Source organism: Arthrobacter sp. W4I7 (assembly GCF_030816215.1).
Classification (GTDB): domain Bacteria; phylum Actinomycetota; class Actinomycetes; order Actinomycetales; family Micrococcaceae; genus Arthrobacter; species Arthrobacter siccitolerans_A.
On sequence record NZ_JAUSXU010000001.1, the window covers coordinates 3,533,179 to 3,556,934 of the forward strand.

The window sequence follows — 23,756 nt, forward strand, 5'->3', positions numbered from 1 at the left end:
CTATGTCCTAGCGTGAAATGCATGCCCGGACAGCGGGCGACATGAATGCCCGGTGCTGCCTCCACCAGAACTGCCCAGCAGGCAGACACCGATATTGACCTCTATTCGTCAGGGGCGGGCAGTGGCGCGATGATCTCCGGGGACGGAACCAGCGCAGGTGGCCTTCAGGAGCATAACCATCATGAAAAACACCAGATTCCGTGCTGCCGCACGCCGTGGAGCCACCGTGGCCGCTATTTCAGCCGCCGGCCTCGCGCTTTCAGCGACCGCGGCCAACGCCACCACGAGTGCCTCCACCTGGGACTCCCTGGCGCAGTGCGAGAGCGGAGGCAACTGGGCCACCAACACCGGCAATGGCTTCAGTGGAGGCCTCCAGTTCAGTCCCGGCACCTGGGCAGCGTACGGCGGCGCAGGTTCGGCCTCGGACGCCAGCCGTGAGCAGCAGATTGCAGTCGCCGAGCAGGTCCAGGCAGCGCAGGGCTGGGGCGCCTGGCCCTCCTGTGCAGCGCAGCTGGGCTTGAGCGGCGGCGGTACCGGCACAGCACCGCAAAGTGCGCCGGCGCAGAGTGTTCCTGTCCAGGCGGCACCAGTCCAGACTGCACCGGTCCAGGCTGCTCCTGTCCAGGCAGCCACCGCCACGGCTCCGGCTGCCAAGCACGTCACGGCGGTTGCCCTGAGTGGCGAGACCTACACGCTGCAGGCGGGCGACACTTTGAGCATCGTGGCTGCGAAGCTGGGCATCGACGGCGGCTGGCAGCACCTTGCCGACGCCAACCTCGGCACCGTTTCCGACCCCAACCTCGTCTTCGAGGGACAGGTCATCCAGCTTCCCGCGTGAATCACTGCCCGCGAGAATGACGGCGCAGTATCCGAGGCCGGCACGGCCTCCCCAAACCGGTCGGCGATAGACAAATTCCGTTGACCAACAACGACGCCGGCGTGCCCCCAGAAGGGGCACGCCGGCGTCGTGCTTTTAAAGCTGCTGAAGGCAGAGACTCAGCTGTTCGCGGGAATCTCGCGCACGATGCGCACCTTCCATGCAGACTCGTCGCTGGTGTCCAGTAGAGCAACGGTGCCGTGGGCCAGGTTGAGGGCCACGCGCTTGACCACCAGGAGCTCCAGGTACAGGTGCTCGTTCATGCGGCCCGGAGTGTCAATCATGTACTTCACGGCGTCGCGGACCTTGCGGTAGTTGGCGCTCTTCTCCCGGTGCATGTGCAGCTCCAGCGCAGACCGCTGCTTGAGCCTCGGCTCGTGCCGGTTCAGCAGGGTGACCGCGGTGTGAACGCCCACGACGAGGGCGAGCGAAACGGCGTAAATCCACCATCCGCTGGACAGCAGGAACAGTGGAAGATTGGCGATGGCCACGACCGCGATGATCACGCGAAGGGCCGCGATGCGGCGGACCGTCCGGGCGACGGCGGCGATGCCGTCGCGGAAGCGGTGCTGGTCCTTCCGTGCTGTCTCGGGATCAAGGGTAAATTCGTCAAGGACCAGGATGCCCTTTGCGTCCGGGCTCAGCATCTGCCCGTAGCGGGGCGCGAAGGAGTGGGTGATTCCGGCGATTTTTTCAGGTGTTGATGTCATGAGTAGGCTTCCAAAACGGTGGGGTGTTGCGGCGATCCTAGTGGGTTGGACTGCCCGGTGTATGCATGAGTCCACTATGTGAACACTTCGCTGAGGGAGGTGTGGCGCCCGGCACTGCAATTGGCACATCCGCAAGCTGCCGTCAGACTGAAGGGATGCAAACCTTCCTCCCGTACCCCGATTTCCGGCAGAGCGCCGCGGCCCTGGACACCGCCCGCCTGGGCAAGCAGCGCGTCGAAGCGCTCCAGACACTGCGTGCCCTGGTGATTCCCGGATACGGCTGGCAGACCCACCCGGCGATCCGGATGTGGATGGGTTATGTGCCGGCCCTGACTATGTACGGGCTGGCGATGGTGGACGAATGGACCAAGCGCGGACACCCGGACAAGACGCGTGAAAACATCACAGAGTTCGCCCCGCAGGCGGCCCACCCGGACTACGCGGACAAGATTCCGATGCCGCCCTGGCTGGGCGACCCCGACTTCCACCTGAGCCACCGCTCCAAGCTGGTGCGCAAGGAACCAAAGTTCTACAGCTCGGTTTTTGAAGACGCGGTACCGGATATGGACTACCTCTGGCCCGAACCCAAACACGAGTTCCTGCCCCAAGAACCTGAGGGCGACATCCTCTGGATCCTCCGCTCCCCGCATCACGACGTCGATCCCCAGGCCCTGGACACGGTGGCACTGCCGCCGGCCCATGGTTTCCCCGCTGCCGCGTCCGCCGCGGAGGAACCGGATGACGGCTACTCTCCTGTCTACATCGACGACGGATCCCGCCGCCCCTCAAAGCAGCCGCGGAAGGCGCCGCCCAGGCCGCAGCTGAAAAAGCCCACCCGCAAGCGCCTGGCCCAGGAGGAAGCCTTCGCCACCCTCCCCGGAAAAACTCCCGTCGCCGTCCCGTTCGAACACGGCCACAAGTTTGCGGTGGGGCAAGTTGTGGGCCGGCCCATCACGCTGGAGGACGGCAGGTTCGGAAGAAACTTCACGGTTACCGAGATCATCGACCGGTCGGCCTTCACCTACCCGGCACTCCTGCAGGATCCCCGCGTGTTCTTCCCGGTGGAGGCACCGTAAGGGATGACGATCCTCCTGGCCGGCTGCGGCGACCTCGGGACTGAAGCTGGTTTGCGGTTCGCTGCCCGCGGTCGCCGTGTAGTGGGCTGGCGCCGCTCCCCCGCAAAGCTGCCGGCCGCCATCAAAGGTGTGGCGGCTGACCTGAGCGCACCCAACCTGCCGCCGGTCCCGGCGGACACCTCCGCCGTCGTCATTGCCGTGGCCGCAGATTCATCCTCGCAGGATGCCTACCGGTCCGCGTATGTGCGGGGCCTGGGCAACGTCCTGGATGCTTTGGAGCGCGACGGCGTGACGCCGGGCCGGGTGCTCTTTGTCTCCTCCACCGCGGTTTATGGAGACGCGGGAGGCGGCTGGGTTGATGAGGGCACGGCACCTGCGCCGGGCGGCTTTTCCGGCAGGATCCTGAGGGAGGCGGAGGAGCTTCTCCGAAAGAGGCTTGAGGGAACCCCCACAACTGCCGTGTCCCTTCGGCTGGGCGGGATCTATGGGCCGGGCCGGACCAGGTTGATCGACCAGGTGCGCGACAGTTCCGCCGTTATTCCCCAGGACATCCGGTACACCAACCGTATCCACCGCGACGACGCTGCTGCTGCGATCGTGCATCTGGCCACCATGCCTGCAAGCCCGGGCCCGGTCTACGTTGGCGTGGACAACGACCCGGCCGATCTCGGAGCCGTGCTGCGTTTCCTCGCCGGCGAACTGGGCATGGCTGCGCCGCCGGTGGGAGACGCCGGACCTGCCCGCGGCGGGAACAAGCGCTGCAGCAACAAACTCCTCCAAAGCACGGGCTTCACCTTCGCGTTTCCTTCCTTCAGGGACGGTTACCGGGACGTCCTGGCCGGCAACGGCATCCGCCACCCGTAGGCTGTCCCCTGAACAAAAGCGACGTGACGCGGGATGAGTGAGGCAGGAAACTTGGACTTTCGGGAAGTTATTGAGGCTGCCGGGCAGGTTGTCGATTTTGCCGGAGTAGCCGTGATGGTGGTTGGCGCCCTGGTGTCCGTCCCTCTGGCACTGCGCGGTCATCAGCCGCGAAACCTTCCTGCGGGCAGTGGGAAATTGAGCTTCTACCGCTTATACCGGCAGCTCCTGGGCAGGTCCATTTTGCTGGGGCTTGAGCTGTTGGTTGCCGCCGACATCATCCGTACGGTCGCGGTGACACCGACCTTCGAGACCGTTGGAGTCCTGGCCATCATCGTGCTGATCCGGACATTCCTCAGTTTTTCCCTTGAGCTTGAAATTACCGGACGCTGGCCGTGGCAGAAGGAGTCCAGGGAATCCGGTGACCCCTCAGAGGTACCTGCAGGATAGGAATTGCCGGACGGCTCCAAAGAGCGGGCCCGGCGTGAGGCGGGACGTCATACCCGGTCCGTACAGACTGGGGTACAGTGCCTGTATCTTTCCCCGGTGCATTGGGAGGATGCCTGGCCGATCTCCGCATCACAGAGGCAACTGAACGCAATGAACGGATTCAGAACCATCGACGCGGCCCCGCCGCGGGGTGACAACTTGGAGAGGTCCTGGCATCGCATGCGGGTACTCCCCCTCGTTTCGGCGGTCCTTTTGTCGGTTCTGGGCTCGCTGACTTTCGCTTCCGATTCGCCGCCCACCCTTAGCGCTGAAGCCCAGGGAACCGAACGGGCGGATGCGGCCTCTGCCTCGCCGCACCAAGCGGTTAAGAACACCAGCCGGCCCAGCGGAGAGGCCATGCCCGTCGGCAACCTGCCCGGGTGGAAACAGGTTTTTACGGAGGATTTTGTCAGCGGGAATGTGCCGGTGGGCGGATTCCCGGGCGACGTCTACGGCCCGAAGTGGAGCGCCAATTACGCTGACGGTACGCCGGATACGGCTGCCCAGTTGAATCAGGCAAAGTCCGGGTATTTCCCGTCCAAGGTCCTTAGTGTGCAGGACGGCGTCCTGGACATGTATCTGCACTCCGAAAACGGCTACTCAATGGGCGCGGCACCGGCGCCCAAGCTTACGGAGACCAGTGAACGGCCCTACAACAGCCAACTCTACGGACGATACTCCGTGCGGTTTAAGGGCGACGCACTGAAGGGATTCAAAACCGCATGGCTGCTCTGGCCCGACAGCAAACAGTGGCCGCGGGACGGCGAAATAGACTTCCCGGAGGGAGACCTGGCGGCAACAATCTATGCTGCCATGCACGGCACTGGCAGCGATGAGGGCGGGCTGATCGATATGTTCCACACCCCGTCTTCCTTTAGGTTCTGGCACACGGCCACCACCGAGTGGAGCCCCGGACGGGTCGAGTTTTTTCTTGACGGCAGATCAATTGGCATGAGTACCACCGCCACGCCGGATACGCCGATGCATTACATTTTGCAGACCGAATCCTGCCTGCCGGAGTGCCCGGATCCGGCAACGAGCGGCCATCTGTATGTGGATTGGGTGGCCATCTGGGAAAAGGGCTGACCGCACCAGCTCCCCTCGGCATAGGCTGAGCCCTGGCTCACGCCAACTGAGCCCATACCGGTCAGGCTTCAGCCGTTGTCCGGGCGCCAGTACCGCAGCCCGCCGCTGATGGCGCCTTCTTCGGCGACGTCGACCACAGCGAACGGGAAAGCACCGCGGTCCGACTGGTCAGGCCCGCGGCCGCGGACGTCCGAAGACCACGTGCCGGTGTTGACGTACCGGGTGGTGGATTCTTCGAGTGCGGACTCGAGGGCCCGGTGGGTGTGGGCCGAAACGTACCAGGCTACTGCGGAACTGTGCGCTTCGAGGGTGCGCGCGACCCGGGCTGCTGCGGCAGGAGCCTCCTCGCTGGCGATGCTGCGCCCGGCGGCCGCGAGCACCATGCGGGAGGCGGTGCGCGGGAGCACCGACACCGTCCGGAACCGGGACAGGCGCGCCAGGTCCCGGACAGCCTCCCCGTCGAGCTCCAGCCGCAGTGACTCGGCCTGCAACAGCTCGCCGTAGGCAACCTCACGGACGCGGCGTTCCGCCCGTTCAGACGCCAGGCAGGCCCGGGCAACAGCGCCGGCACGGCTCAGGCGCGATGTCGACGGCTGGGCGTGCCACGCGGCGAGCGGAGGCAGGTCCAGCTCGTCGGTACCGCTGACCGCGGTGCGCAGCAGTTCGGGGATCCGGTGCAGCGCGTGATGCTGGTGCCCGTGTTCGGCCACGAGGACGTGGGGCACGTGCAGGAACCAGGGGTGCACCCGGACCTGCGCGGGCCCGGCCGGTGACAGCAGCGATGACAGGCGGGCGCCAACGGAGGGCCGGGCCAGCTCCACGTCATGGTTGCCGCACACGAAGTGCAACTGCACGCCGCGCGCCGCGCACGCCTTGAGCGCCTGCAAGGTGTCCGGGTGGCGGTCCAGGATGGACTCCAGCCGGGCCAGGCTCTCCTCTTCGGGGAACCCGGCCAGCTCAAAGGTGTCACCGACAAAAACGACGTGCTGCTGGCCGGCGGCTGCCAGCACCTCGCGGTGCAGGAACTCTGGCAGCACCTTGCCGGGGCGCCGGGGGTCCTCGTCCGCCGCGCCCAAGTGGAGGTCGCTGAGGAGCCACCACCGGGCTGCGCCACTCACGTGAGTAGTTCCAGCAGACGTGGCAGGAGGAGGAGCAGGCACGCTATCCACATGACGGCAACGGCCCCGCGGCTCACCGCCCGGCTGAGAAGCCTCGGCGCTGCGGTTTGCCTGGGGTCTGGTCCGGCGTGCCGGACCTCGAGCGTGACGAGGGTGACGAGCAGGGCGGCAGCCACCAACAGTCCTGCAAGATCGGTCATGACGCAGCCTCCTGCCGTGCGCGTGCAAGGCACGCGAGGATGGTGATGGCGCCCATCGAGACGACGCATGCCTGCCACGACCACACGGCAAGGTAGAACATCGCCGTGGACACCACGGTGAGCGTGGCGAGGCCAAGCGCCAGGACGAGCAGCGCTCCGAGGGCGAAGTCGGTTACCGGCGTGAGCCGGGCCAGTGCCTGTCCCGGGAGCAGGATGAGGACAGCTGCCGCGGCGGCCGTTTGCAACGGAGTCGGCAGCCCCACAAGCGTCAGGAGCACCAGCACGACGGCGGCGAGGCCGAGCGCCATGGTGGGCCGCTTGACGGTAGTCATGGCACTCATGGCACTCATGGCGCCACCTTGTACACACGTGCATCCACGTTGTTGAACACCAGCTCCACGCCGTCCTGCATGCTAAACCACTCCTCCAGCTCGGTGAATTCGCCCGCACTGTTGTCGCCCTGGAGCACCACACTCGCCTCCGACGAGCGCAGGAAGAGCATGTGGGCGCCGGCCGGGGTGTGCCGGGCAAAGTTGTAGACGATGGGACCGCACGTCTGAGTTGACAGGTCCTCCCGGCACAGGTCATCCATGGTCCGGTAACGGTGATCGAGGTAGGACCCGCTGCGCCACGGCGTCGGGTGGGCTGCAGAGATGATCGCCGAGCCGGGAGGCGCCAGATGCTCCGCGGCGGCGACTGCCTCCATCTCATTGTCGGTGAAGACGTCATACTGGGCGTTTCCGAAACGGCCGGTCACGGTCAGTACGGCCAGCAGGAGGCAGGTGAGGACAAGGCCTCCCACGGCGCGGACGGACGGGCGGGCGACGCCGTTTCCGGGGAGCAGCACCGAGCTCGCCAGCAGGGCTACGAAGGGCAGTGCGAACAGCGAAACGCGAATGAGCATTTCTCCGCCGTACGCCTGCGCGGGGAAGAGCAGCAGTGGGGTGAGGGCGAGGAGGACCACACGGAGGTCGAGGCGCCCCCGGCGCCGGTCGAGCACTGCCCCGACAGCGGCGAGCACCCACAGGAGGACGGTGAGGCCGACCCGGATTTGCACCGCGAGCAGGTGCCCGGGAGTCCCGCTCACACGATCCACCACATTGGACTCGGCCGCAATCTGCAGTCCTGCGTCCTGCAGGAGCGGGTGCCCGGCGAGGTACGTACTCGCCGGGAAGACGAGCCAGAGCATCAGCACCAGGCCGGCGATCAGAGGCAGCCTGCTGGGCCATACCCGCCCGCTCAGGGTGAGAACGGTAATGACAATGAGCAACATAAACGGCGTCAGCTGATGGCTGGCGTTGATGACCGTGATGAGCAGGAGGGTCACGACGAGAGCGGCCAGCCGGCGCGCCGGCTGGGGTTCGGCTGGCGAGCGCCCCCGCCACCACTCCGCCAGGTCGGCGCGCCGGAAGCCGTGGAACTTGGCGGACCGCGCTGCCAGCGGACCGAGGAGCATCGCAAGCACAACGAGATACAGGAAGAAGCCGAAGGCCTGGGGCGACAGGTAGTCCTGGTCCTGCCAGTTGCCGAGGCAGAAGAGCCAGAGCACCAGCCAACGCCGCCTTGGATCCCGGGTCAAATAGCCGGTGAGCACGGCCACGGCAGTCAGCCACAGGCCCACGTTGAGCACTGGAGCCCACAGGGCAAGGGTCGCTGGGTCGAGGCCGGTCGCCCCAAGCACCGTCGCAAGGAGGGCGAAGAAGCCCGGCCAGTTGAAGTACGCATCGATGTTCGGATCGATCCGCTGCATACCGGAGAGGGCATCCGCGATGCCGAGATGCCGGAACGCGACCTCACCCCGCGGTACGTCTGTCACAAAGGCTGCGGCCCCGAAGAGCACGAGCACAAGCACAGCCACGAGCCAGACCATCACCGGTCGGCTCGCCGGTCCCGCGGAGTCCCCGCGCAAGGCCACGAAGAAGGCGGCGTTAAGTATCAGGACCCCCACCCAGAACGGGTAGGGCAGGACGGCGACGAGCCCCAGATCGCTGTTCACGGGCAAGGACACTGTGGAAGCGGCCCCCGCGGCGAGCGCGAGTGACACGAGTCCTGCGAGGGCGCACCACAGGTCACGGGGTTTCCAGCGCCTGTCTAAGCGGCTCGGCGCATCAAGCGTGCTGGTCATCGTACCTCCTGTTTGACGTGCCGGAGGACTGCGAGCAGCCGAAGGCCGACCGCCAGGGCTCCGATGGAGAGCACCACCAGCCAGGTAAGGGCCATGGCGCTGGGACCGCTTTCGGCGGCGGACAATGCTGCGACGCAGAGGGCGACTGCGAGGACCACGCCGACCGTGATGGCCTCCGCGTAGCGGCCGCGGGCCCGGCACACGGCGTTGTAAGACTGCAGCACCGCATAGGCAACCACACCGGCCGCCAGCCACCGCAGGGCGCCGGCGGACGCGTCGGCGTACCGGTCTCCCAGCAGATGGAGCAGGGGGCGGGCGAAGACGATGAGGACGACGGCAGCCAGGCCTCCTATGGCGAGCGACCACCGGAGTGTGGCCCAGGTGGTCGACACGAGGCGGCCAGGCTCCCGCACACCCTCGGAAAACTGAACGATGCCCATCAGCATCGGGGCGGTGTAGGCCGCCCAAGCCATCATCCACGCGGGATACCAGTAGGCAGCAGCCTCGGGAGATACGATGTGGACGAGCAGGAGCGGCAGCACCAGCCCGGGGGCGCGCTCGGTGAGGGTGAGGAGCTGGTTTGGAATGCCCACCATCAGCAGCGGACGGCCACGCGCCGGGTGCAAGGATGGCCGCGGCCGGTAGCCGACGAGTCTGCGCAACTGGACCACACCCACGATGCACGTAGAGGCGGTGCCAAGGGTCCAGCATGCCATCAGCACGTCCGCCGCGGCGGGGTTCGCTTGCCAGGCCACGAGTGCTGCAGCCCCGAGCGAGACCAGACCGCCCACCGTGTACCTCAAGGTCGCGCTGGCACCGCGTCCCAGTGCCACGAGCGCCTGGTCCAGCACGGTGCCCATGGTCCCGGTGACGGCGGCCACGAGGAACATGAGCCAGAAGAGAACCGATACCGAGGCCGTGTCCGGCGCCACGGCCGACTGCAGCAGGAGGTACCCGAGGCCCAGCACGGTGCTGGCCAGTGCCACGATGCCGAACGCCGCATCCAGCACCCGTGCCGGCGGTTCCCCCCGCCCGATGGAGACGATCACGGCCGACCCGGCGCCAAGCACCGCGAGCTGTGCGCAGATCAACACCGCCGAGACCGCCGCCGTAGTGAGCCCGACCTCACGCTCGGACGCCGCATGCGCGGCCACCACCCAGAAGGCGAAACCTGAGCCGGTCTGGGCGCCTTTGGCGATGATGAGGCCGAGTGAGCTGCGCAGGGCGGAGTGCCGGACGGGCGGGGCGTCCACGGCTCGGTCCCCCCTCAAGGCGCTCACGACGCGAAACCCTTGACCAAACCCGCGTAGTTGTACCAGCAGAAGGCTATGTAGTAGCGCAGCCACCGGGGTTGCCCCGCCGCAAGGCTCAAGGCACTGCCCCGAACTGCCGCGGCGGCGGGCAGCAGCGCCAACCTCGCACCGCGCCAGCCGTGTTTGCGGATCATCTTTCCCAGTCCTGTTCCGTCCATGAGGAACTGGTCGAGCGCGAAGTCGAAGTCGTCCGCTGCGAAACGGTGTTCGACGACGACCCGGCGTGACACCGCAGTGCGCATCCCGGAATTCCGCATCCGCCAACGCAGTTCGATGTCCTCGCCTGACTTGAAGGTGTCGTCGAAACCCACACCCAGCATCAGTTCCCGGTCCACGACGGTCGCTACCAGCCCGAACCAGTTGCGGCTGCGGCCAGTGCGGTGGTGACGTGCCAGCGCCTGCCCCCAGTAGCCCGGGCCGGCGACGCTCTCCAGCCCGGCCTGGAGGGCATCGTAGCCTTCCTCGACGAGCTCCGTGAGCAGGTCCGCAACCCCTCCGGGCCCGAACACGACGTCGGAGTCGACGAGCAGGACCCAACGGGTGGTGCTGCTCTGCACACCGAGCGTTCGAGCCCACGGCAGGCCGCGCCCCTCGTCGCTTAGGACCCGGGCACCGGCCGCGAGGGCGAGGTCGACGGTGCCGTCGGTGGAGCATCCGTCCACCACGATGATCTCGGCCACGCCGGACTGACGCAGGGCCTCCAGACAGCGCGGGAGCATTTGCTCCGCGTTGCGGGCCGGTACGACGGCGGTGACTTCGGCAGGGTTGGGGCCCACTGTGTCCAACCCCTCAGACCTGCTCGTCGAGGACCGACGGCAGCAGCTCCTCAAGATGCCGGACGATGTCGTCCGACGCCTCGTCGGCCGAGTACGCCGCGGGCACCTGCAGCAGGTGGCAGGGACGTCCGTCCAGTGCTTTGCTCAGCACGAGGCCTTTCGCTGCGAAGTGCTCGCGCCACGGGACGACGGACGTGGCTGCCAGGCCGGTGACAACCCGCTGCGAGAAGCCTGCCATCTCGATGTGGAAGTTTCCGATCATGCGGTCGACCATCCAATCGGTCGTCCGGTCGAGAATCCGGGTCTTGGTTCCTTCGAACCGCTCAACATAGATGGCGGCCGCGAGCGGGGCCGTGGTGGTCACTTCCCGCCCGGGGAACGCGGTGGCCGCGTCAACCATGCGGTGTTCGGGCGACCACCGGCGGGAGAAGTCCGCGAGCCGCGGATAACGGATGACGTACGGGTGCACCAGCGTGGTGAGACTGCCGACGGTCTGCGAGAACCGTGGGGGGACAAGGGGCTTCCGGACGCCTTCGAACAGGTGCGGGTAGATGGCCCGGTGATGCGGCTTGATGAACATCGGCTTCGCATAGCCGAGCAGTGTGGCGTCCTCGGCGAGGAAGGCCCAGTCGTCGCCCATAAACGACCAGCCCTCACGCCGCATCAGCTTTGCGGCGGTGCTCGTCTTACCGGTCCCTCCGGCCGCGGGAAGCGCGATCGCGTGGCCCCGGTACGCCATCGTTGCCGCATGGATCATCGCAGCTCCCCGAGCGATCATGGCGGCGTCGAGAACAGGGACCACAGAGGTCAACAGCTCGCCCGATCCGTGTACGCGCCATTGCTCTGCGTCCCTCACCACCTGGACCCGGTCGGCATTGAAACGCACGCCGGTCTCCGTGTACGCAAGCTCGTGCTCGAGCAGGCCAGCATCCGGCAGTGGCTCCGGCCGGTCATCGACGACGATGTCGGCCGGCCGTTCAGCGTCCGTGGCGAAACACGCCAGCATGGTCCGGAGCTGGTGTGCCGCCGGCGCTTTTCCGTCGACGCTGATCGTGACGCGGCCGTGGATGTCGAAGTGAAGATTCTTGGTCTGCCTGGTGCTCATGGTCGTCCCCTGTCTAAGTGGTGTCGGTCGGATGGTGCTGCTGGTGCGGGCGGTGTCGTCCGGGTTGGCCGTATGGACGCTGTCCGCGCTGGCGTCGCTGTGGCGGTGGCTGCGAGTAGGTCGTTGACGAAGCCGCGGTGCAGGTTTCTGGCCCTGACGATCCCGAGCCCCAAACCCCCGGTCACTTCACTTCCCGCCACGGACTGACTCCGGCCAGGACCGGGTGGTTCAGGGGGCGTCCGGGCACATGCGCAAGCTGACGTCCCCGGAGGTAGCCTGCCGCCGTACACGTCACGACCGCCACTATGGCAGCCGCACGGCCAAGTCCGGCAGGATCGCCATGGCTCCAGTCACTTATGGCTGAAAAGATGGCCCGGGGCAGGATGCTGCGGACATATCGGCGCTCCGGGCCGAGTGCCCGCTTGTGCCCTACGACGTGGCTGACTTGGGCCTTTGAGATCCCTTCCGACCAGGATCTTGAAAGCATGTAGCGGACGGATCCCCTGCTTGCCGGCACATGATGGCGGACCAGTGCGGCGGGCTCGTAAACGATGCGGCACCAGGGTGCGCCCATTGTCGACCGAATGCAGATCTCGGTTTCCTCGCAGCCTAAGGGAGTGGAACCCTGCCGGCCCAAGGAGATGTTGAAGCCGCCCACCGTGCGAATGACGTCGAGCCGGAACGACATGTTGGCCCCGATCACGTTCCTGACTTCGGAGGCAACCCGTGGCAAGCCTCGATGGCTGCAGCCAACGATCCAGTCGAGCTCTTCACCGAAGTATCCGGGACGTCCAGCTTCCCAGACAGGCTCCACCCGACCGCCTACCGCAAGCACTTCAGGATCGTCATAGAGCGCCGTTAGGCGTTCCAGCCAGTCTGGCGCGGCTTCGGCGTCATCATCGAGAAAGGCGACAATGTCCGAGTCAGCCAGGCCCACGCCGGTGTTGCGTGCTCCGGAGAGCCCGCGCGGGCCGGTGTTCTTGGCAATGGTGACGTCACCAACGGTCTCGGCCAACCGGTCGTAAAGTTCCTCGTTGTGGTCGATCACGACAATGACTTCACTGGGCGCCCGGGTTTGCGTGCGGACGGACTCGATGACGCCCAGCAGCAAATTCCAGCGCTCAGCCGTGTAGGCGCAGACGATCACACTCACGCTTGGGAAGGGAACGTACGCCATGTCATGCCACGCTTACGACGGGAAGAACGCTTTGTGGATCAGTGGGCGTGCGCGGGAAGCTCACGTTGGCGTAGGCGTACTTCACGCGGCGAAGCGCCTCGGGGCGTGCGCCGGCGGTAGGGGCCTCCCACAGAAGGCACTCATGGGCCATGGTGCCCAATACCCGCCAGCCGTCCCGGAAGGTCTGGAGATTTGACGCCCCGGAGATGCGGTCCAGTTCGAAACTGGGGACCTCGGCAATCCGGAGGCCCGCCTTCGCAGCCCTGACGATCAGTTCTGTCTCGATTTCAAATCCATCGGATTCCAGCTGCAGGACTTCCAGGCACTCCCGCCGGAAAGCGATGTAGCCGTAGCAAAGGTCCGAGTAGTTGCTGTGCAGGACCGTGTTGGCCAATCCGGTCAGCGCCCGGTTTCCTGCGCGACGCAGCCAGGTCAGGTCCTCGGACCCCCCACCCGTGACGTATCGGGAGCCTTTGACGAAGTCATAGTCGTGCTGGAGCGGAGAAACGAACCAGCCAATTTCCTGGGGGTCCATGCTTCCATCGGCGTCCAGCATGACGATGATGTCGCCCGTTGCTGCGGCAAATCCTGACCGCAGCGCCACACCCTTGCCCTTGCGCTGCTCGTTCACCACCACGATGTCCCCGCGGACTGCCCGCGCCACCCCAACCGTGTTGTCCGTGGAACGGCCGTCAACTATCACCACTTCGTCCACGTATAAAGGCATACGCCGAAGGACCCAAGGGACGTTTTTGGCTTCGTTTAATGTTGGGATCACAACGCTTATGGACGCTCTTTCCGGTACTGCCGCCGGCTTGGAGAATGAAATTGGGGGCTGAATTGAAATAGACAAATCCCTCACCGCTTCATGGCGTTTTTAGAGAACTTTGGCCGGTAGTGGCCTGTAGAACTAATTCGTAAATTGAGCGTAGGGTAGGCCCCGCTGTGTAAACATCAGTAGTGGGTACTTGCTTTAATAACCCTTCCTACGTGGGGAATTTCCGGTGTTTGTAGGATTAGGGGTGGAGGGGCAACGCCGGTTGGCGCATTAGGTACATTGGGGTTACCGCTGCTTCATTAGCCACTAATCATGCGGCCTGTTCCTCCTGGGGCCGTGGTGGGGTGAGGGGTTCCACATCGGCTCCCGGGTAGGACTTACCGGTTTCCGCATCAAAACGCCGAAACCGGGCGCGCCCGGGGGATCCCGAAACTGGGCAGCGCAAATGAGGTCACCGCGCGTGCACGCGCGGTGACCTCATGGAGCATGGGGGCTCCGCCGTCGTTCGCTGCCGTATGGGCAGCTCGGCGGAGCGCCGGTAACCTAGGCGTCCTGCCAGCCACTGCCTTCGGTGAAGGTGGCAACAAGCGTGCCCACGCCCGCCTGGAGGGAGTTGGACGGATCAAAATACAAGGACGCCTCGGACGCGCGGCTGTGGGTGATCAGCTGTTCGGCTTCAAGCTTTGCTTCCGGTGCGGTGGCGCCGATGATTCCGGTCCGCGCCGGCAGTTCCGGAGTGTGTACGACCTCCGCGTCTGTCTCGCTCAACGGAATCGTCGTGCCGGAGTTGATCTCGTCGTGGGGGAACTCAAACTCGGCGTCGGCGGAGGCGGCAGGGATGATGTACTCCAGGAAGTAGGTCATGGACCCACTTTTACAGAAAGCCACCGCCGCCGAAAGCCCAGCCGCGGCCCTGGCGAAATAAATGTGTGGGCGCCCGCCCCTTGCCCGAGCACAGGGAAGCCCTCCCCCGGGGGCAAAAATGGCTACTTACCGAGCCCGGCCTTCCGCAGGGCCTCGGCCAGAGCGGTATCCACTGGTGCTGGCCTGGGGGCGGCGTTACGTCCGTCGGAACGGCCCGGCTTCTTGGCGGACCGTTGCCGTTCCTGTCCGGAACGGTCCGGATTTTGCCTCCCGGCACCGGACCTCCCCGCACCGGACCTCCCCGCACCGGACCCTCCGCTGCCCTGCCCGCCGGCGGAAGATTCGTCGTCGAGCCGCAAGGTCAAGGAAATCCGCTTCCGCTCGGGGTCTGCCTCCAGCACCTTCACCCGGACCACCTGGCCGGACTTCACCACCTCACGAGGGTCAGAGACGAAGCGGTTCGCGAGCGCAGACACATGGACCAGGCCATCCTGGTGGACGCCCACGTCAATGAACGCGCCGAAGGCCGCAACATTGGTCACCGTCCCTTCCAGGATCATGCCCGGCTTGAGGTCGGAGATCTTCTCGATCCCCTCAGAGAAGGTCGCCGCCGCAAACGCCGGGCGCGGGTCCCTGCCCGGCTTGTCCAGCTCCGCCAAGATGTCCTTAACGGTGGGCAGACCGAAGGTGCCGTCCGCAAAATCGCGGGGATCCAAGGATGAAGCAGGCGCTGAGCCCGCGGCAACCAGGATCTTACGCGCCACCGGGTAGGACTCAGGGTGCACGCTCGAAGCATCCAAGGGTTCGGTTCCGCCGGTAATCCGGAGGAAGCCGGCACATTGTTCGAAGGCCTTCGCACCGAGCCGGGGCACTTTTTTCAGGTCGGCACGCTTGGCGAAGGGGCCGTGCTCGTTGCGGTAGGCGACGATATTTTCGCTCAGCAACGGCCCCACGCCGGCCACCCGGCTCAGCAAGGCCGGCGAAGCAGTGTTCACGTCAACTCCTACTGCGTTGACGCAGTCCTCCACCACCGCGTCAAGGCTCCGGTCAAGCTTCGACGCCGTCACGTCATGCTGGTATTGGCCCACGCCGATGGACTTTGGATCAATCTTCACCAGCTCGGCCAGCGGGTCCTGCAGCCTGCGGGCGATGGACACAGCACCGCGCAGCGACACATCCATCCCGGGGAGCTCGGCCGCGGCAAGAGCGGAAGCGGAGTAGACGGATGCTCCGGCTTCGGAAACCACCAGCTTCTGCGGTTTCCTATCAACGTCCGGCAGCCGCTTGATCAGCTCAGCGGCGAGCTTGTCCGTCTCCCGGGAGGCGGTGCCGTTGCCAATTGCCACGAGTTCGACGGCGTGCTGCCGCGCCAGGCGCTCCAGCTTTGCCAGCGCTTCGTCCCACTTCCGGGCGGGAGCGTGCGGGTAGACGGTATCGGTGGCGACGACCTTGCCGGTACCGTCCACCACAGCGACTTTCACGCCGGTTCGGAGCCCCGGGTCCAGGCCCAGCGTTGCCCGGTTCCCGGCGGGCGCTGCCAGCAGAACATCCCGGAGGTTCGCAGCGAAAACGCGGACCGCCTCGTCCTCAGCTGCGGCGAACAGCTTGCCGCGCAGGTCAGCGGTGAGCCGGGCCAACACCCGGGACCGCCACGCCACCTGCGCCGTTTCCAGCAGCCACCCATCAGCGGGACGGCCGCGGCCGGCAACGCCGAGGCACTTGGCCACCGCTGACTCGTACCGGGAACGTGCGGCGGCGAGGGCGGCGTCGTCGGTGGGATCCGCTTCGGTGAGGTCCAGGTCAAGGATGCCGTCCTTCTCCCCGCGCAGCAAGGCGAGAACCCGGTGGGACGGCATGCCGGCTGGGGCCTGTGCGAACTCGAAGTAGTCGGCAAACTTCTGCCCGTCGGCTTCTTTTCCCTTCTTCACGCGGGACACCATGCGGCCCTGTGTCCACAGCCGCTCGCGCAGGTTGGCGGCCAGGTCAGGGTCCTGGGCGACGCGCTCAACGAGGATGGCCCGGGCTCCTGCGAGCGCAGCAGCGGCGTCACCAACAGCATGTTCCGGGTTCAGGTATTTGGCAGCCTCGCGCTCCGGGCTGAGTTCGGGACGCTTGAGCAACGCGTCAGCCAGCGGTTCCAGGCCGGCTTCACGCGCGATCTGAGCCTTGGTCCGCCGCTTGGATTTGAACGGCAGGTAGATGTCCTCGAGCCGGGACTTCGTGTCGGCAGCAAGGATGGCTTTCTGCAGCTCGGGGGTCAGCTGGCCTTGGGCAGCAACAGCCTCAAGCACTGTACGACGGCGGTCCTCGAGTTCGCGGAGGTAGCGCAGCCGCTCGTCGAGGTCACGGAGCTGGGTATCGTCCAGCGTTCCGGTGGCCTCCTTGCGGTACCGGGCGATGAAGGGCACGGTGGATCCGCCGTCGAGAAGCTCCACTGCCGCCTTGACCTGCCAGGCTTTGACCCCCAGCTCCGTGGCAACCTGGGTATAGATGTCGTCCTCCCGTTTCCGGTGTGTGGACGGAGGTACGGAAGGGGCCTGCGGCAGTTGGGTCACCAGAACATCTTGCCCTAAGCGGGCTGCGGGCTCCACTGCTGCTGATCGCGCGGGGCCTCCGGCAAGGTATTCCGCTGCCGCCTCCAAAGTGCTGTAGTTGAAATGCCGTCACAGGCAACCCAACGCTCGAGGAAGAGGGCATGATGCGGGAACTGCTTATTGTGTTTCAGGAGGGGTTCGAGGAGGCAAACATCACCGTGACGGTGAACGGCAAGCAGGCTCGGCGGGACCTGGACGTTTCCACCAACCCGATCCTCGGCATCGCAAACGAGGTATCTGTAGAGCTGCCGGCGAAGGGTGCGCATGTGGGGGTTGAGGTGACCAACCGCGGTCTGAAGGCGATCACGAAGGTCAGCGGAAAGCCCAAAAGCGTCCTTGTTAACATCCAGGACGGGAGGCTCGTAATGACTGAAGGAACGGGCCGGGAGGCAGTCCTTTAGCCCTTTCCGCGGCGGCCCGACGGGCCTCTGGTAAATATCCATTTGCTGGAGTAGCATCTGATCACCGCCGGCTTCCCCGAGGAGCCCGGCGGGCCAACTTCACTAGCCAAAGGCGGTCGGATTCCTTTGGCGCCCGCTGCCGGGACAGCACCTCGAGCAGCAGACGACGGCGGCACCCAAGCCGGGTGCCGCCGTCGTCTGTCTTAAGGAGTTGCCGTCAAGGGCGGTTCTAGCCCGCGTACACCGGGTAATCCGTGTAGCCCTCTGCGCCCTCTGCGTAGAAGGTGGACGGGTCCGGCTCGTTCAGCGGCAGGCTCTCGTTCCAGCGGCGGGCCAGGTCCGGGTTGGCGATTGCGGGACGGCCCACCACTACGGCGTCCGCGTGGCCGTCCGCCACCAGGGCCACAGCTTCCTCGCGGGTGGTCACTACTCCAAAGCCGGTGTTGACCAGGAAGGTCCCGCCGAAGCGGGTGCGGAGGTCCTGGACCAGTACCCCAGTGGGTTCATGATGCAGGATGCTGAGGTAGGCGAGGTTCAGGGGGGCGATGCTGTCCACGAGCACCTCGTAGGTGGCGCGGACGTCTGCGGTATCAACTTCGGCGATGCCCTGGACGTTGTGCTCGGGCGAAATGCGGATACCCACGCGGCTGGCTCCGATTGCTGCGACGACGGCGTTGACCGTCTCGATGACGAACCGCGCGCGGTTTTCCGGGGAACCGCCGTAGCTGTCCGTGCGGACGTTGGAGTTCGGCGCCAGGAACTCGTGCAGGAGGTAGCCGTTGGCTGAGTGCAGCTCCACGCCGTCAAAGCCGGCTTCGATAGCGTTCAGCGAGGCGTCGACGATTTCCCGCATCACGAGCGGAAGTTCGTCGGTGGTCAGCGCGTGCGGGACAGGGTACGGCTGCTTGCCGGACGGGGTGCGGACTTCGCCCTCGATGGCAACGGCGCTGGGGGCGACGATGGTGTGGCCGCCCGTAATGTCCGGGTGCGAAACCCTGCCGCCGTGCATGATCTGCGCGAACATGCGTCCGCCTTCGGCGTGGACGGCGTCGGTTACCGTCTTCCAGCCGGCGATCTGCTCCTCCGTGACGATGCCGGGCTGGCCGGGGTAGGAACGGCCCGCGATGCTGGGGTAGGTTCCTTCACTGACGATCAAGCCCAGGGAGGCCCGCTGGCGGTAGTGCTCGGCGAGCAGGGGGCCCGGAATACCTTCTTCGCCTGCGCGCAGCCGCGTCAGGGGCGCCATCACAAGGCGGTTCGGGAGTTCAAGTTCGCCAAGGGCCAGAGGGGAAAACAGCATGCGCGGTTCCTTTCGATGTTTCCAACGTTCTGTTAGGCCCAACTGGGAGGCGTGAGCAACTATTCCGGCTGCGGCGCGAATCACACAGCGTCCGACGACGCGTGGTGCTGTGGGTTGCGCTCCGGTGGGTGCGCGGGTCGCGCTGCACGGTGATCGGGTTCTGCTGAGACCGGGCCCCTAACGCGTTGCCCCAACACCCGGGCAGCCCTGGCCCTGGGGGTTGGCGTTGCAGTCGTCGGCGTAGTTCCGGGTGAGCGACCGCCATACGCTGATGGTTTGTGGTGGTGCATTGAATTGCCCTTGGCCCGGGATGGGCAACGGCGGGCCAGCGTTGACCGAGTACGTTCCTTGGAAGGAGGTGGTCAGCACAACCTGGAAGTCGCCGGTAGCGCCGTACGCATGGCTTGTCCGGGTCTTTTCACCCCATCGGTCCTGCGGCAGCGGGCCTCCCATCGAGGGCTGGGGCCCGATGACCGTGCCGTCGCCGTAGTTCCAGGTGTACTGGATCGGCGTGGCGACGATGTGTACTTGCTGGCCGAACATGGTGACGTCAAACTGCTGTTCCACTGCTTCCGCATAGAAGTTCGTTTCGGCGCCCCGCAGTGTGTGCGGGCTGGGCTGCGCCACCACCGTTCCGGCATTTACGGGGAGGCTTTGGAACTGCCGCTGAATATCGGCGGCAATGCGGGGCAGCAGGTCTTCCGGCTTTGCATCGTAAAGACAGGTCGGGCCGGAGTGGATCGCCCAAACGGCTCCCGGAACACCGCGCGGCCTCGAGTACCACATGACCGGAATGCCTTCTTCACCGTCGGGCCCGTCATTGCACTCGACCTGCCGGGCGAGACAAGGGGTATCGAAGTCGCCCCCACCGAGGTGGCACTGCAATTCGTACTTGTATTCGTCGGGGTCTGTACTTACAGCGCCAGGCTCAGCACGATTGATTTCCCCGGTATTGGGGTCAGACACCCAGCTATTAGCCCCAACTCGAAGCCCGGTGTCCGTAAAACCCCCACCGATCCGGGGCTGCGATTTCGCCTCATCTTCGGCGTAGGCAATCAAAGAAGACGGCGCCAAGATCACCACGCAGCAGGCGAGGGTTGCAAGGACCTTGCCTATGTAACCCATGATTACCGGATCAGTCCTAGGTCGCTGACCACCCATTCTGCGTTGGCGAACTTCACCATAGCGACGCTTCCCGCGTTTGTTGCAGCTGTCTTGTCCTGATACGGGCTTCCGTCCTGGTTGTGAATAACCAACTCTTTCTGCAGTACTTGAAGAATCACCTGTGTAGAGCCGTCAGTGGAAGGCTTTGCGGTGGCAGCCGGAATTTCTATTTGGCCGCCAGAAATCCACTTGCCTTCAGCCCAAGCAGCTTCGATGTCGTCAACGAGCCCCTGACAAAAAGTGCATTCAGGTTTGGAAAGCTGCGATAGCGCGGCAGTGTCACCTGTCTCATATGCATAGCTCAGAACCGAAAACCAATACTTCGTAAAGGCTTCTGCCCCTTCCTTCGTCTCCGTCTTCGCCACCTCCGGCAGCACCGGAACCGGAACGTTTTGGGCGGGGCCGGACGCGTCGGCGGGTTTGTAGACGGCGCTGGGGGTCGGTGTCGGAGTGGGTGTGGCGCTGGGGGAAGCCGACTCTGCGGAAGTCGGGGATGCTGCGCCGGGATCTGCAGGTGCTCCGCCCGAGCAACCGGACAGCAGGAGCAAGCCGCCAACAACGGAGGCCAAAACGCCAAAGCGCAGGCCACGGGACGTACGAGTGCTGTGCGATGTCATGGGCCGCTATTCCCCCAGTAGTTTCAAGACGGCATGCTCCGGACAATGACTCAAGGGTAGCCCACATCACATTTCAGCGATAAGAGTTATCCACAGGCACCCGCCGTTGTTTCTACCACCGGCGGGAACCATCCGAAAGTCGTGAAAGAGGCCGGCGCATTAATGCACCGGCCTCTCTCAGAACCCAAATCAGCGACAAGCGACAAGCACCGTCAAGGCTGGGGCGGCAGTACCAATTCCCCCGTCTTATCCGTCGAAAGGGCGAGGGACGACACGTACTGGGGGCCGCCGTCGGGCGCATTTTGGGCCGAGCGGACCATGTCCGGACGCTCGAACTCGATCCCCGTCACGTGGCAAAGGAGCTTGGCGTCGCTGGGGTTCCCGTCGGCGTCGAACATTGGCAGGTCGATGCCGTCGTCGGTACGCCGCAGGTAGTAGCGGCCGCGCGTCAGGAGAGCCAGCAACGGCGGAAGCACCACGGCCAGGCCCACCGCAAAGATCGGTGAGAACGGCTGAATGGCGGACCCAAAAGCACCAAAGAAAACGGCAATCGAAATCCCTGCAGACACGAGCATTGAGACAAACCCGACGGGATTCACCGCGTAAAGCATGCCGCGCCGGAACTCCGGCACCTTGGGAGAAACCTTCAGCAGGTACTTATTGATGGCGATGTCGGACGCCACCGTCACCACCCACGCCATGGCACAGTTCGCATAGAAGCCAAGGATGGTGTTGAGGAAGTCGAACATATTGGCTTCCATCAGGATCAGGGCAATCACCAGGTTCACCACCACAAAAACCATGCGGCCCGGGTACGTTTTGGTGACGCGGGTAAAGCTGTTGGTCCAGGCCAGCGACCCCGAATAGGCATTAGTGACGTTGATCTTGATCTGGGAAATAACCACCAGCACCACAGCCAGCGTCATGGCCAGCCAGGCTGGCATCATCTCCCGGTAAACGCCCAGGAACTGGTGCACCGGCTCATTGGCGGTGGCGGCGGCTGCGGGATCCAAGGAGGCGATCAGGTAGATGGCAATAAACAGGCCCACAATCTGCTTGATCGCGCCAAAGATCACCCAACCCGGCCCCGCCAGAATAACTGCACGCCACCATGCACCCTTGTTGGCCGCGGTTTTGGGAGGCATAAACCGGAGGTAGTCGATCTGCTCGGCAATCTGCGCCATGAGGGACAAACAGACGCCGGCGGCAAGCATCACCGAGGCAAGGTTGGGACCGCCGTCGCCCGATCCACCGGTGTAGGCAAAGAAGCTGTCGATGCTCTCGGGGTGGGAAATCAGCAGGTATCCCACCGGTACCACCATGAGGAGCAACCACAGTGGAGTGGTCCACACTTGGAGCTTGGCCAAAGTGTTCATCCCGTAAATCACCAGCGGAATGATGATCACCGTGGAGGCGGCATATCCCAGCCACTGTGGAACGCCCAGGCCCAGCTCCAGCCCCTGCGCCATGATTGATCCTTCCAGCGCGAAGAAGATGAACGTGAAGGTGGCGAAGATGACGTTGGTGACCACAGACCCGTAGTAACCGAAGCCGGAGCCTCGGGTAATCAGATCCAGGTCGATGTTGTAGCGGGCAGCGTAGTAAGCCAGCGGGAACCCTGTGGCAAAGATGATCACGGCCGCCACAAGGATGCCGAAGATCGCGTTCACGGTTCCGTAAGCGATCCCGATGTTCGCGCCAATGGAGAAGTCCGCGAGGTACGCGATGCCGCCCAGCGCACTGGTGGCCACCACCCCCGCACTCCATTTCCGGTAGGACCGCGGCGCGAAGCGCAGAGTGTAATCCTCCAGGCTTTCCTTAGTGGCGTTAACCGCTGCAGCGTTGCCCGCCGTTTCGGCTGTCCGGGCACCGCCGACGACGGCGGAACCTGGTTTCGCCGTCGGCTCCAGTAATTGCGTTGTTTCTTGGTCATTGCTCATCGATTGCGCCGCTTTCGTTTCTGGAACTTGTCTGGTGCGACGCTATCCAGCCAGAGCGACGGCTTGGTCACGGGATTGTTTCGGCGCGGTTAAGTCTTGACAGCCCTGTCAAGAGCAGGTTCCTCGTCGAATTCCCGCGCGCAAAGAACCGCCCTCTGGCGCGTTCCCCACCGACTCAGAAGAATGGCCTCATGATGTTTGAACATGCCGATGGGAACCCTGTCCTGGAACTCAATGACGAGCAGTCCTGGCGCCTTTTGGAAGGAACCAAGCACGGGAGGTTGGTGGTTTCCGTGGCAGGCGAACCCGATATCTTTCCGGTCAATTACGTCAGCTCCAGCGGGAGGCTGTACTTACGGACCGCGCCGGGCAACAAGCTGGCCCAGCTGACCATCAACTCGGCAGTGCTTTTCGAGGCTGACGGCATCCTCTCGGACGAGGCATGGTCGGTGGTCATTCGGGGAAAGGCCCGCGTGCTCAACACCGCGGCCGAGCTGGCGGAGGTGGAGGAGCTGGGTCTCAAATCCTGGGTGCCGACGCTGAAGGATTTCTACGTCGAGATTGGACCCACTGCCATCAGCGGTCGTCATTTCCAGCTTGGGGAGCAACCAGAGCGCTGAGTCCAGGATTCTAGACTGGAAGCATGGCGGACAAGCTCACCCCGGAGCGGCGCAGCTGGAACATGTCCCGGATCCGGGGCAAGCACACCAAACCTGAACTGCTGGTCCGCCGCCTCCTTCATGCCAAGGGGTACCGGTACCGCCTGCACGGGCAGGCAGGCGGTACCCGGCTGCCGGGCAACCCTGACCTGGTGTTTGCCGGCCGGCGGAAAGTCATCTTTGTCAACGGCTGCTTCTGGCACTTCCATGACTGCCGCGTCGGCCAACACGCTCCGAAGGCGAATGCCGAGTTTTGGGCCGCGAAGCGCGAGCGCACCAAGGAACGCGATGCCGGCCAGCGCCGCCAGCTGGAGGAGGCCGGCTGGGAGGTACTGACGGTCTGGGAATGCGAGCTCAAGAATAGTTCAGCACTCGAATCCCAGCTGGTGCTGTTCCTTGAGGCCACCAGCCAACCGCAGAAACCCATTCCTCCGGAAAGGCATTCTTGAGGCAATCTTTGGGCTTTGTCCTAGCCGTTCTTGATGCGGTTCCTGCAGGATGGATGCATTGCCCCCGGTTAGGGGCT

At 64.8% G+C, this 23,756-nt stretch carries 24 protein-coding genes; 8 read left to right on the top strand and 16 right to left on the bottom strand.

All coding sequences use genetic code 11. From position 1 onward, the window contains the following. Positions 1-181: 181 nt before the first annotated feature. The gene (locus QF047_RS15900) at positions 182-838 is read left to right on the top strand and encodes a transglycosylase family protein (protein ID WP_307279074.1); all 657 of its coding nucleotides are present in this window, start codon (positions 182-184) and stop codon (positions 836-838) included. Between the two features lie 158 nt (positions 839-996). Here QF047_RS15900 and QF047_RS15905 read toward each other — a convergent pair whose 3' ends face one another. Further along, on the bottom strand, positions 997-1,587 hold the full coding sequence (locus QF047_RS15905) for a hypothetical protein (RefSeq protein WP_373427054.1): 591 nt from the start codon (positions 1,585-1,587) through the stop codon (positions 997-999). 155 nt (positions 1,588-1,742) lie between these two features. Here QF047_RS15905 and QF047_RS15910 point away from each other — a divergent pair, with 155 nt between their 5' ends. The 4 genes from QF047_RS15910 (at position 1,743) to QF047_RS15925 (ending at position 5,099) form a co-directional block, all read left to right on the top strand. After that, positions 1,743-2,663: an MSMEG_6728 family protein gene (locus QF047_RS15910; RefSeq protein ID WP_307279076.1), complete on the top strand. Its 921-nt coding sequence runs from the start codon at positions 1,743-1,745 to the stop codon at positions 2,661-2,663. 3 nt (positions 2,664-2,666) lie between these two features. Beyond that, positions 2,667-3,527 (top strand): NAD-dependent epimerase/dehydratase family protein, encoded by an 861-nt coding sequence (locus QF047_RS15915; protein WP_307279077.1) that lies wholly within the window; start codon positions 2,667-2,669, stop codon positions 3,525-3,527. A gap of 51 nt (positions 3,528-3,578) precedes the next feature. Beyond that, positions 3,579-3,974, top strand: coding sequence for a DUF1622 domain-containing protein (locus tag QF047_RS15920; RefSeq protein WP_307279080.1), 396 nt, complete (start codon positions 3,579-3,581; stop codon positions 3,972-3,974). Between the two features lie 396 nt (positions 3,975-4,370). Then, positions 4,371-5,099: a glycoside hydrolase family 16 protein gene (locus QF047_RS15925; RefSeq protein WP_307279083.1), complete on the top strand. Its 729-nt coding sequence runs from the start codon at positions 4,371-4,373 to the stop codon at positions 5,097-5,099. Between the two features lie 68 nt (positions 5,100-5,167). Here QF047_RS15925 and QF047_RS15930 read toward each other — a convergent pair whose 3' ends face one another. The 11 genes from QF047_RS15930 to QF047_RS15980 form a co-directional block, all read right to left on the bottom strand. Further along, entirely contained in the window at positions 5,168-6,217 is a 1,050-nt protein-coding gene (locus tag QF047_RS15930; RefSeq protein ID WP_307279086.1) for a hypothetical protein, read from the bottom strand. Beyond that, a complete protein-coding gene (locus QF047_RS15935) occupies positions 6,214-6,417 on the bottom strand; it encodes a hypothetical protein (RefSeq protein ID WP_307279089.1) in 204 nt (67 codons plus the stop codon). The genes QF047_RS15930 and QF047_RS15935 overlap by 4 nt, the downstream gene beginning before the upstream one ends. Beyond that, a complete protein-coding gene (locus QF047_RS15940) occupies positions 6,414-6,767 on the bottom strand; it encodes a hypothetical protein (RefSeq protein WP_307279092.1) in 354 nt (117 codons plus the stop codon). Before QF047_RS15940 ends, QF047_RS15935 begins: the two co-directional genes overlap by 4 nt. Further along, positions 6,764-8,542: a glycosyltransferase gene (locus tag QF047_RS15945; RefSeq protein ID WP_307279095.1), complete on the bottom strand. Its 1,779-nt coding sequence runs from the start codon at positions 8,540-8,542 to the stop codon at positions 6,764-6,766. The genes QF047_RS15940 and QF047_RS15945 overlap by 4 nt, the downstream gene beginning before the upstream one ends. Beyond that, positions 8,539-9,822: a lipopolysaccharide biosynthesis protein gene (locus tag QF047_RS15950; protein WP_306638302.1), complete on the bottom strand. Its 1,284-nt coding sequence runs from the start codon at positions 9,820-9,822 to the stop codon at positions 8,539-8,541. The genes QF047_RS15945 and QF047_RS15950 overlap by 4 nt, the downstream gene beginning before the upstream one ends. After that, positions 9,819-10,631, bottom strand: a complete 813-nt coding sequence (locus QF047_RS15955; RefSeq protein ID WP_306638301.1) for a glycosyltransferase — start codon at positions 10,629-10,631, stop codon at positions 9,819-9,821. The genes QF047_RS15950 and QF047_RS15955 overlap by 4 nt, the downstream gene beginning before the upstream one ends. 13 nt (positions 10,632-10,644) lie before the next feature. Continuing rightward, positions 10,645-11,736: a hypothetical protein gene (locus QF047_RS15960; protein ID WP_306638300.1), complete on the bottom strand. Its 1,092-nt coding sequence runs from the start codon at positions 11,734-11,736 to the stop codon at positions 10,645-10,647. 181 nt (positions 11,737-11,917) lie between these two features. Next, positions 11,918-12,913 (bottom strand): glycosyltransferase family 2 protein, encoded by a 996-nt coding sequence (locus QF047_RS15965; RefSeq protein WP_307279099.1) that lies wholly within the window; start codon positions 12,911-12,913, stop codon positions 11,918-11,920. Between the two features lies 1 nt (position 12,914). Beyond that, complete coding sequence (locus QF047_RS15970; protein ID WP_307279101.1) at positions 12,915-13,775, bottom strand: glycosyltransferase family 2 protein; 861 nt, start codon at positions 13,773-13,775, stop codon at positions 12,915-12,917. Between the two features lie 459 nt (positions 13,776-14,234). Next, positions 14,235-14,555, bottom strand: coding sequence for a hypothetical protein (locus QF047_RS15975; RefSeq protein ID WP_307279103.1), 321 nt, complete (start codon positions 14,553-14,555; stop codon positions 14,235-14,237). Positions 14,556-14,677: 122 nt separating this feature from the next. Next, entirely contained in the window at positions 14,678-17,110 is a 2,433-nt protein-coding gene (locus tag QF047_RS15980) for a Tex family protein (RefSeq protein ID WP_307279105.1), read from the bottom strand. A 143-nt stretch (positions 17,111-17,253) separates the two neighbouring features. Between QF047_RS15980 and QF047_RS15985 the strand changes: the two genes are divergently transcribed. Then, complete coding sequence (locus tag QF047_RS15985; protein ID WP_306639262.1) at positions 17,254-17,550, top strand: hypothetical protein; 297 nt, start codon at positions 17,254-17,256, stop codon at positions 17,548-17,550. 229 nt (positions 17,551-17,779) lie between these two features. Here QF047_RS15985 and QF047_RS15990 read toward each other — a convergent pair whose 3' ends face one another. From QF047_RS15990 to QF047_RS16005, 4 genes are all read right to left on the bottom strand, one after another. After that, positions 17,780-18,850, bottom strand: a complete 1,071-nt coding sequence (locus tag QF047_RS15990; protein ID WP_307279107.1) for an alkene reductase — start codon at positions 18,848-18,850, stop codon at positions 17,780-17,782. A 177-nt stretch (positions 18,851-19,027) separates the two neighbouring features. After that, complete coding sequence (locus tag QF047_RS15995) at positions 19,028-19,975, bottom strand: hypothetical protein (RefSeq protein ID WP_307279110.1); 948 nt, start codon at positions 19,973-19,975, stop codon at positions 19,028-19,030. A 2-nt stretch (positions 19,976-19,977) separates the two neighbouring features. Next, on the bottom strand, positions 19,978-20,631 hold the full coding sequence (locus QF047_RS16000; RefSeq protein WP_307279113.1) for a DUF6318 family protein: 654 nt from the start codon (positions 20,629-20,631) through the stop codon (positions 19,978-19,980). 212 nt (positions 20,632-20,843) lie between these two features. Then, on the bottom strand, positions 20,844-22,571 hold the full coding sequence (locus tag QF047_RS16005) for a cytosine permease (protein ID WP_307279116.1): 1,728 nt from the start codon (positions 22,569-22,571) through the stop codon (positions 20,844-20,846). A 191-nt stretch (positions 22,572-22,762) separates the two neighbouring features. Between QF047_RS16005 and QF047_RS16010 the strand changes: the two genes are divergently transcribed. Together QF047_RS16010 and QF047_RS16015 are read left to right on the top strand one after the other, a co-directional pair. Continuing rightward, entirely contained in the window at positions 22,763-23,191 is a 429-nt protein-coding gene (locus QF047_RS16010; RefSeq protein WP_307279118.1) for a pyridoxamine 5'-phosphate oxidase family protein, read from the top strand. A gap of 23 nt (positions 23,192-23,214) precedes the next feature. Continuing rightward, on the top strand, positions 23,215-23,679 hold the full coding sequence (locus QF047_RS16015; RefSeq protein ID WP_307279120.1) for a very short patch repair endonuclease: 465 nt from the start codon (positions 23,215-23,217) through the stop codon (positions 23,677-23,679). Positions 23,680-23,756 lie beyond the last annotated feature (77 nt).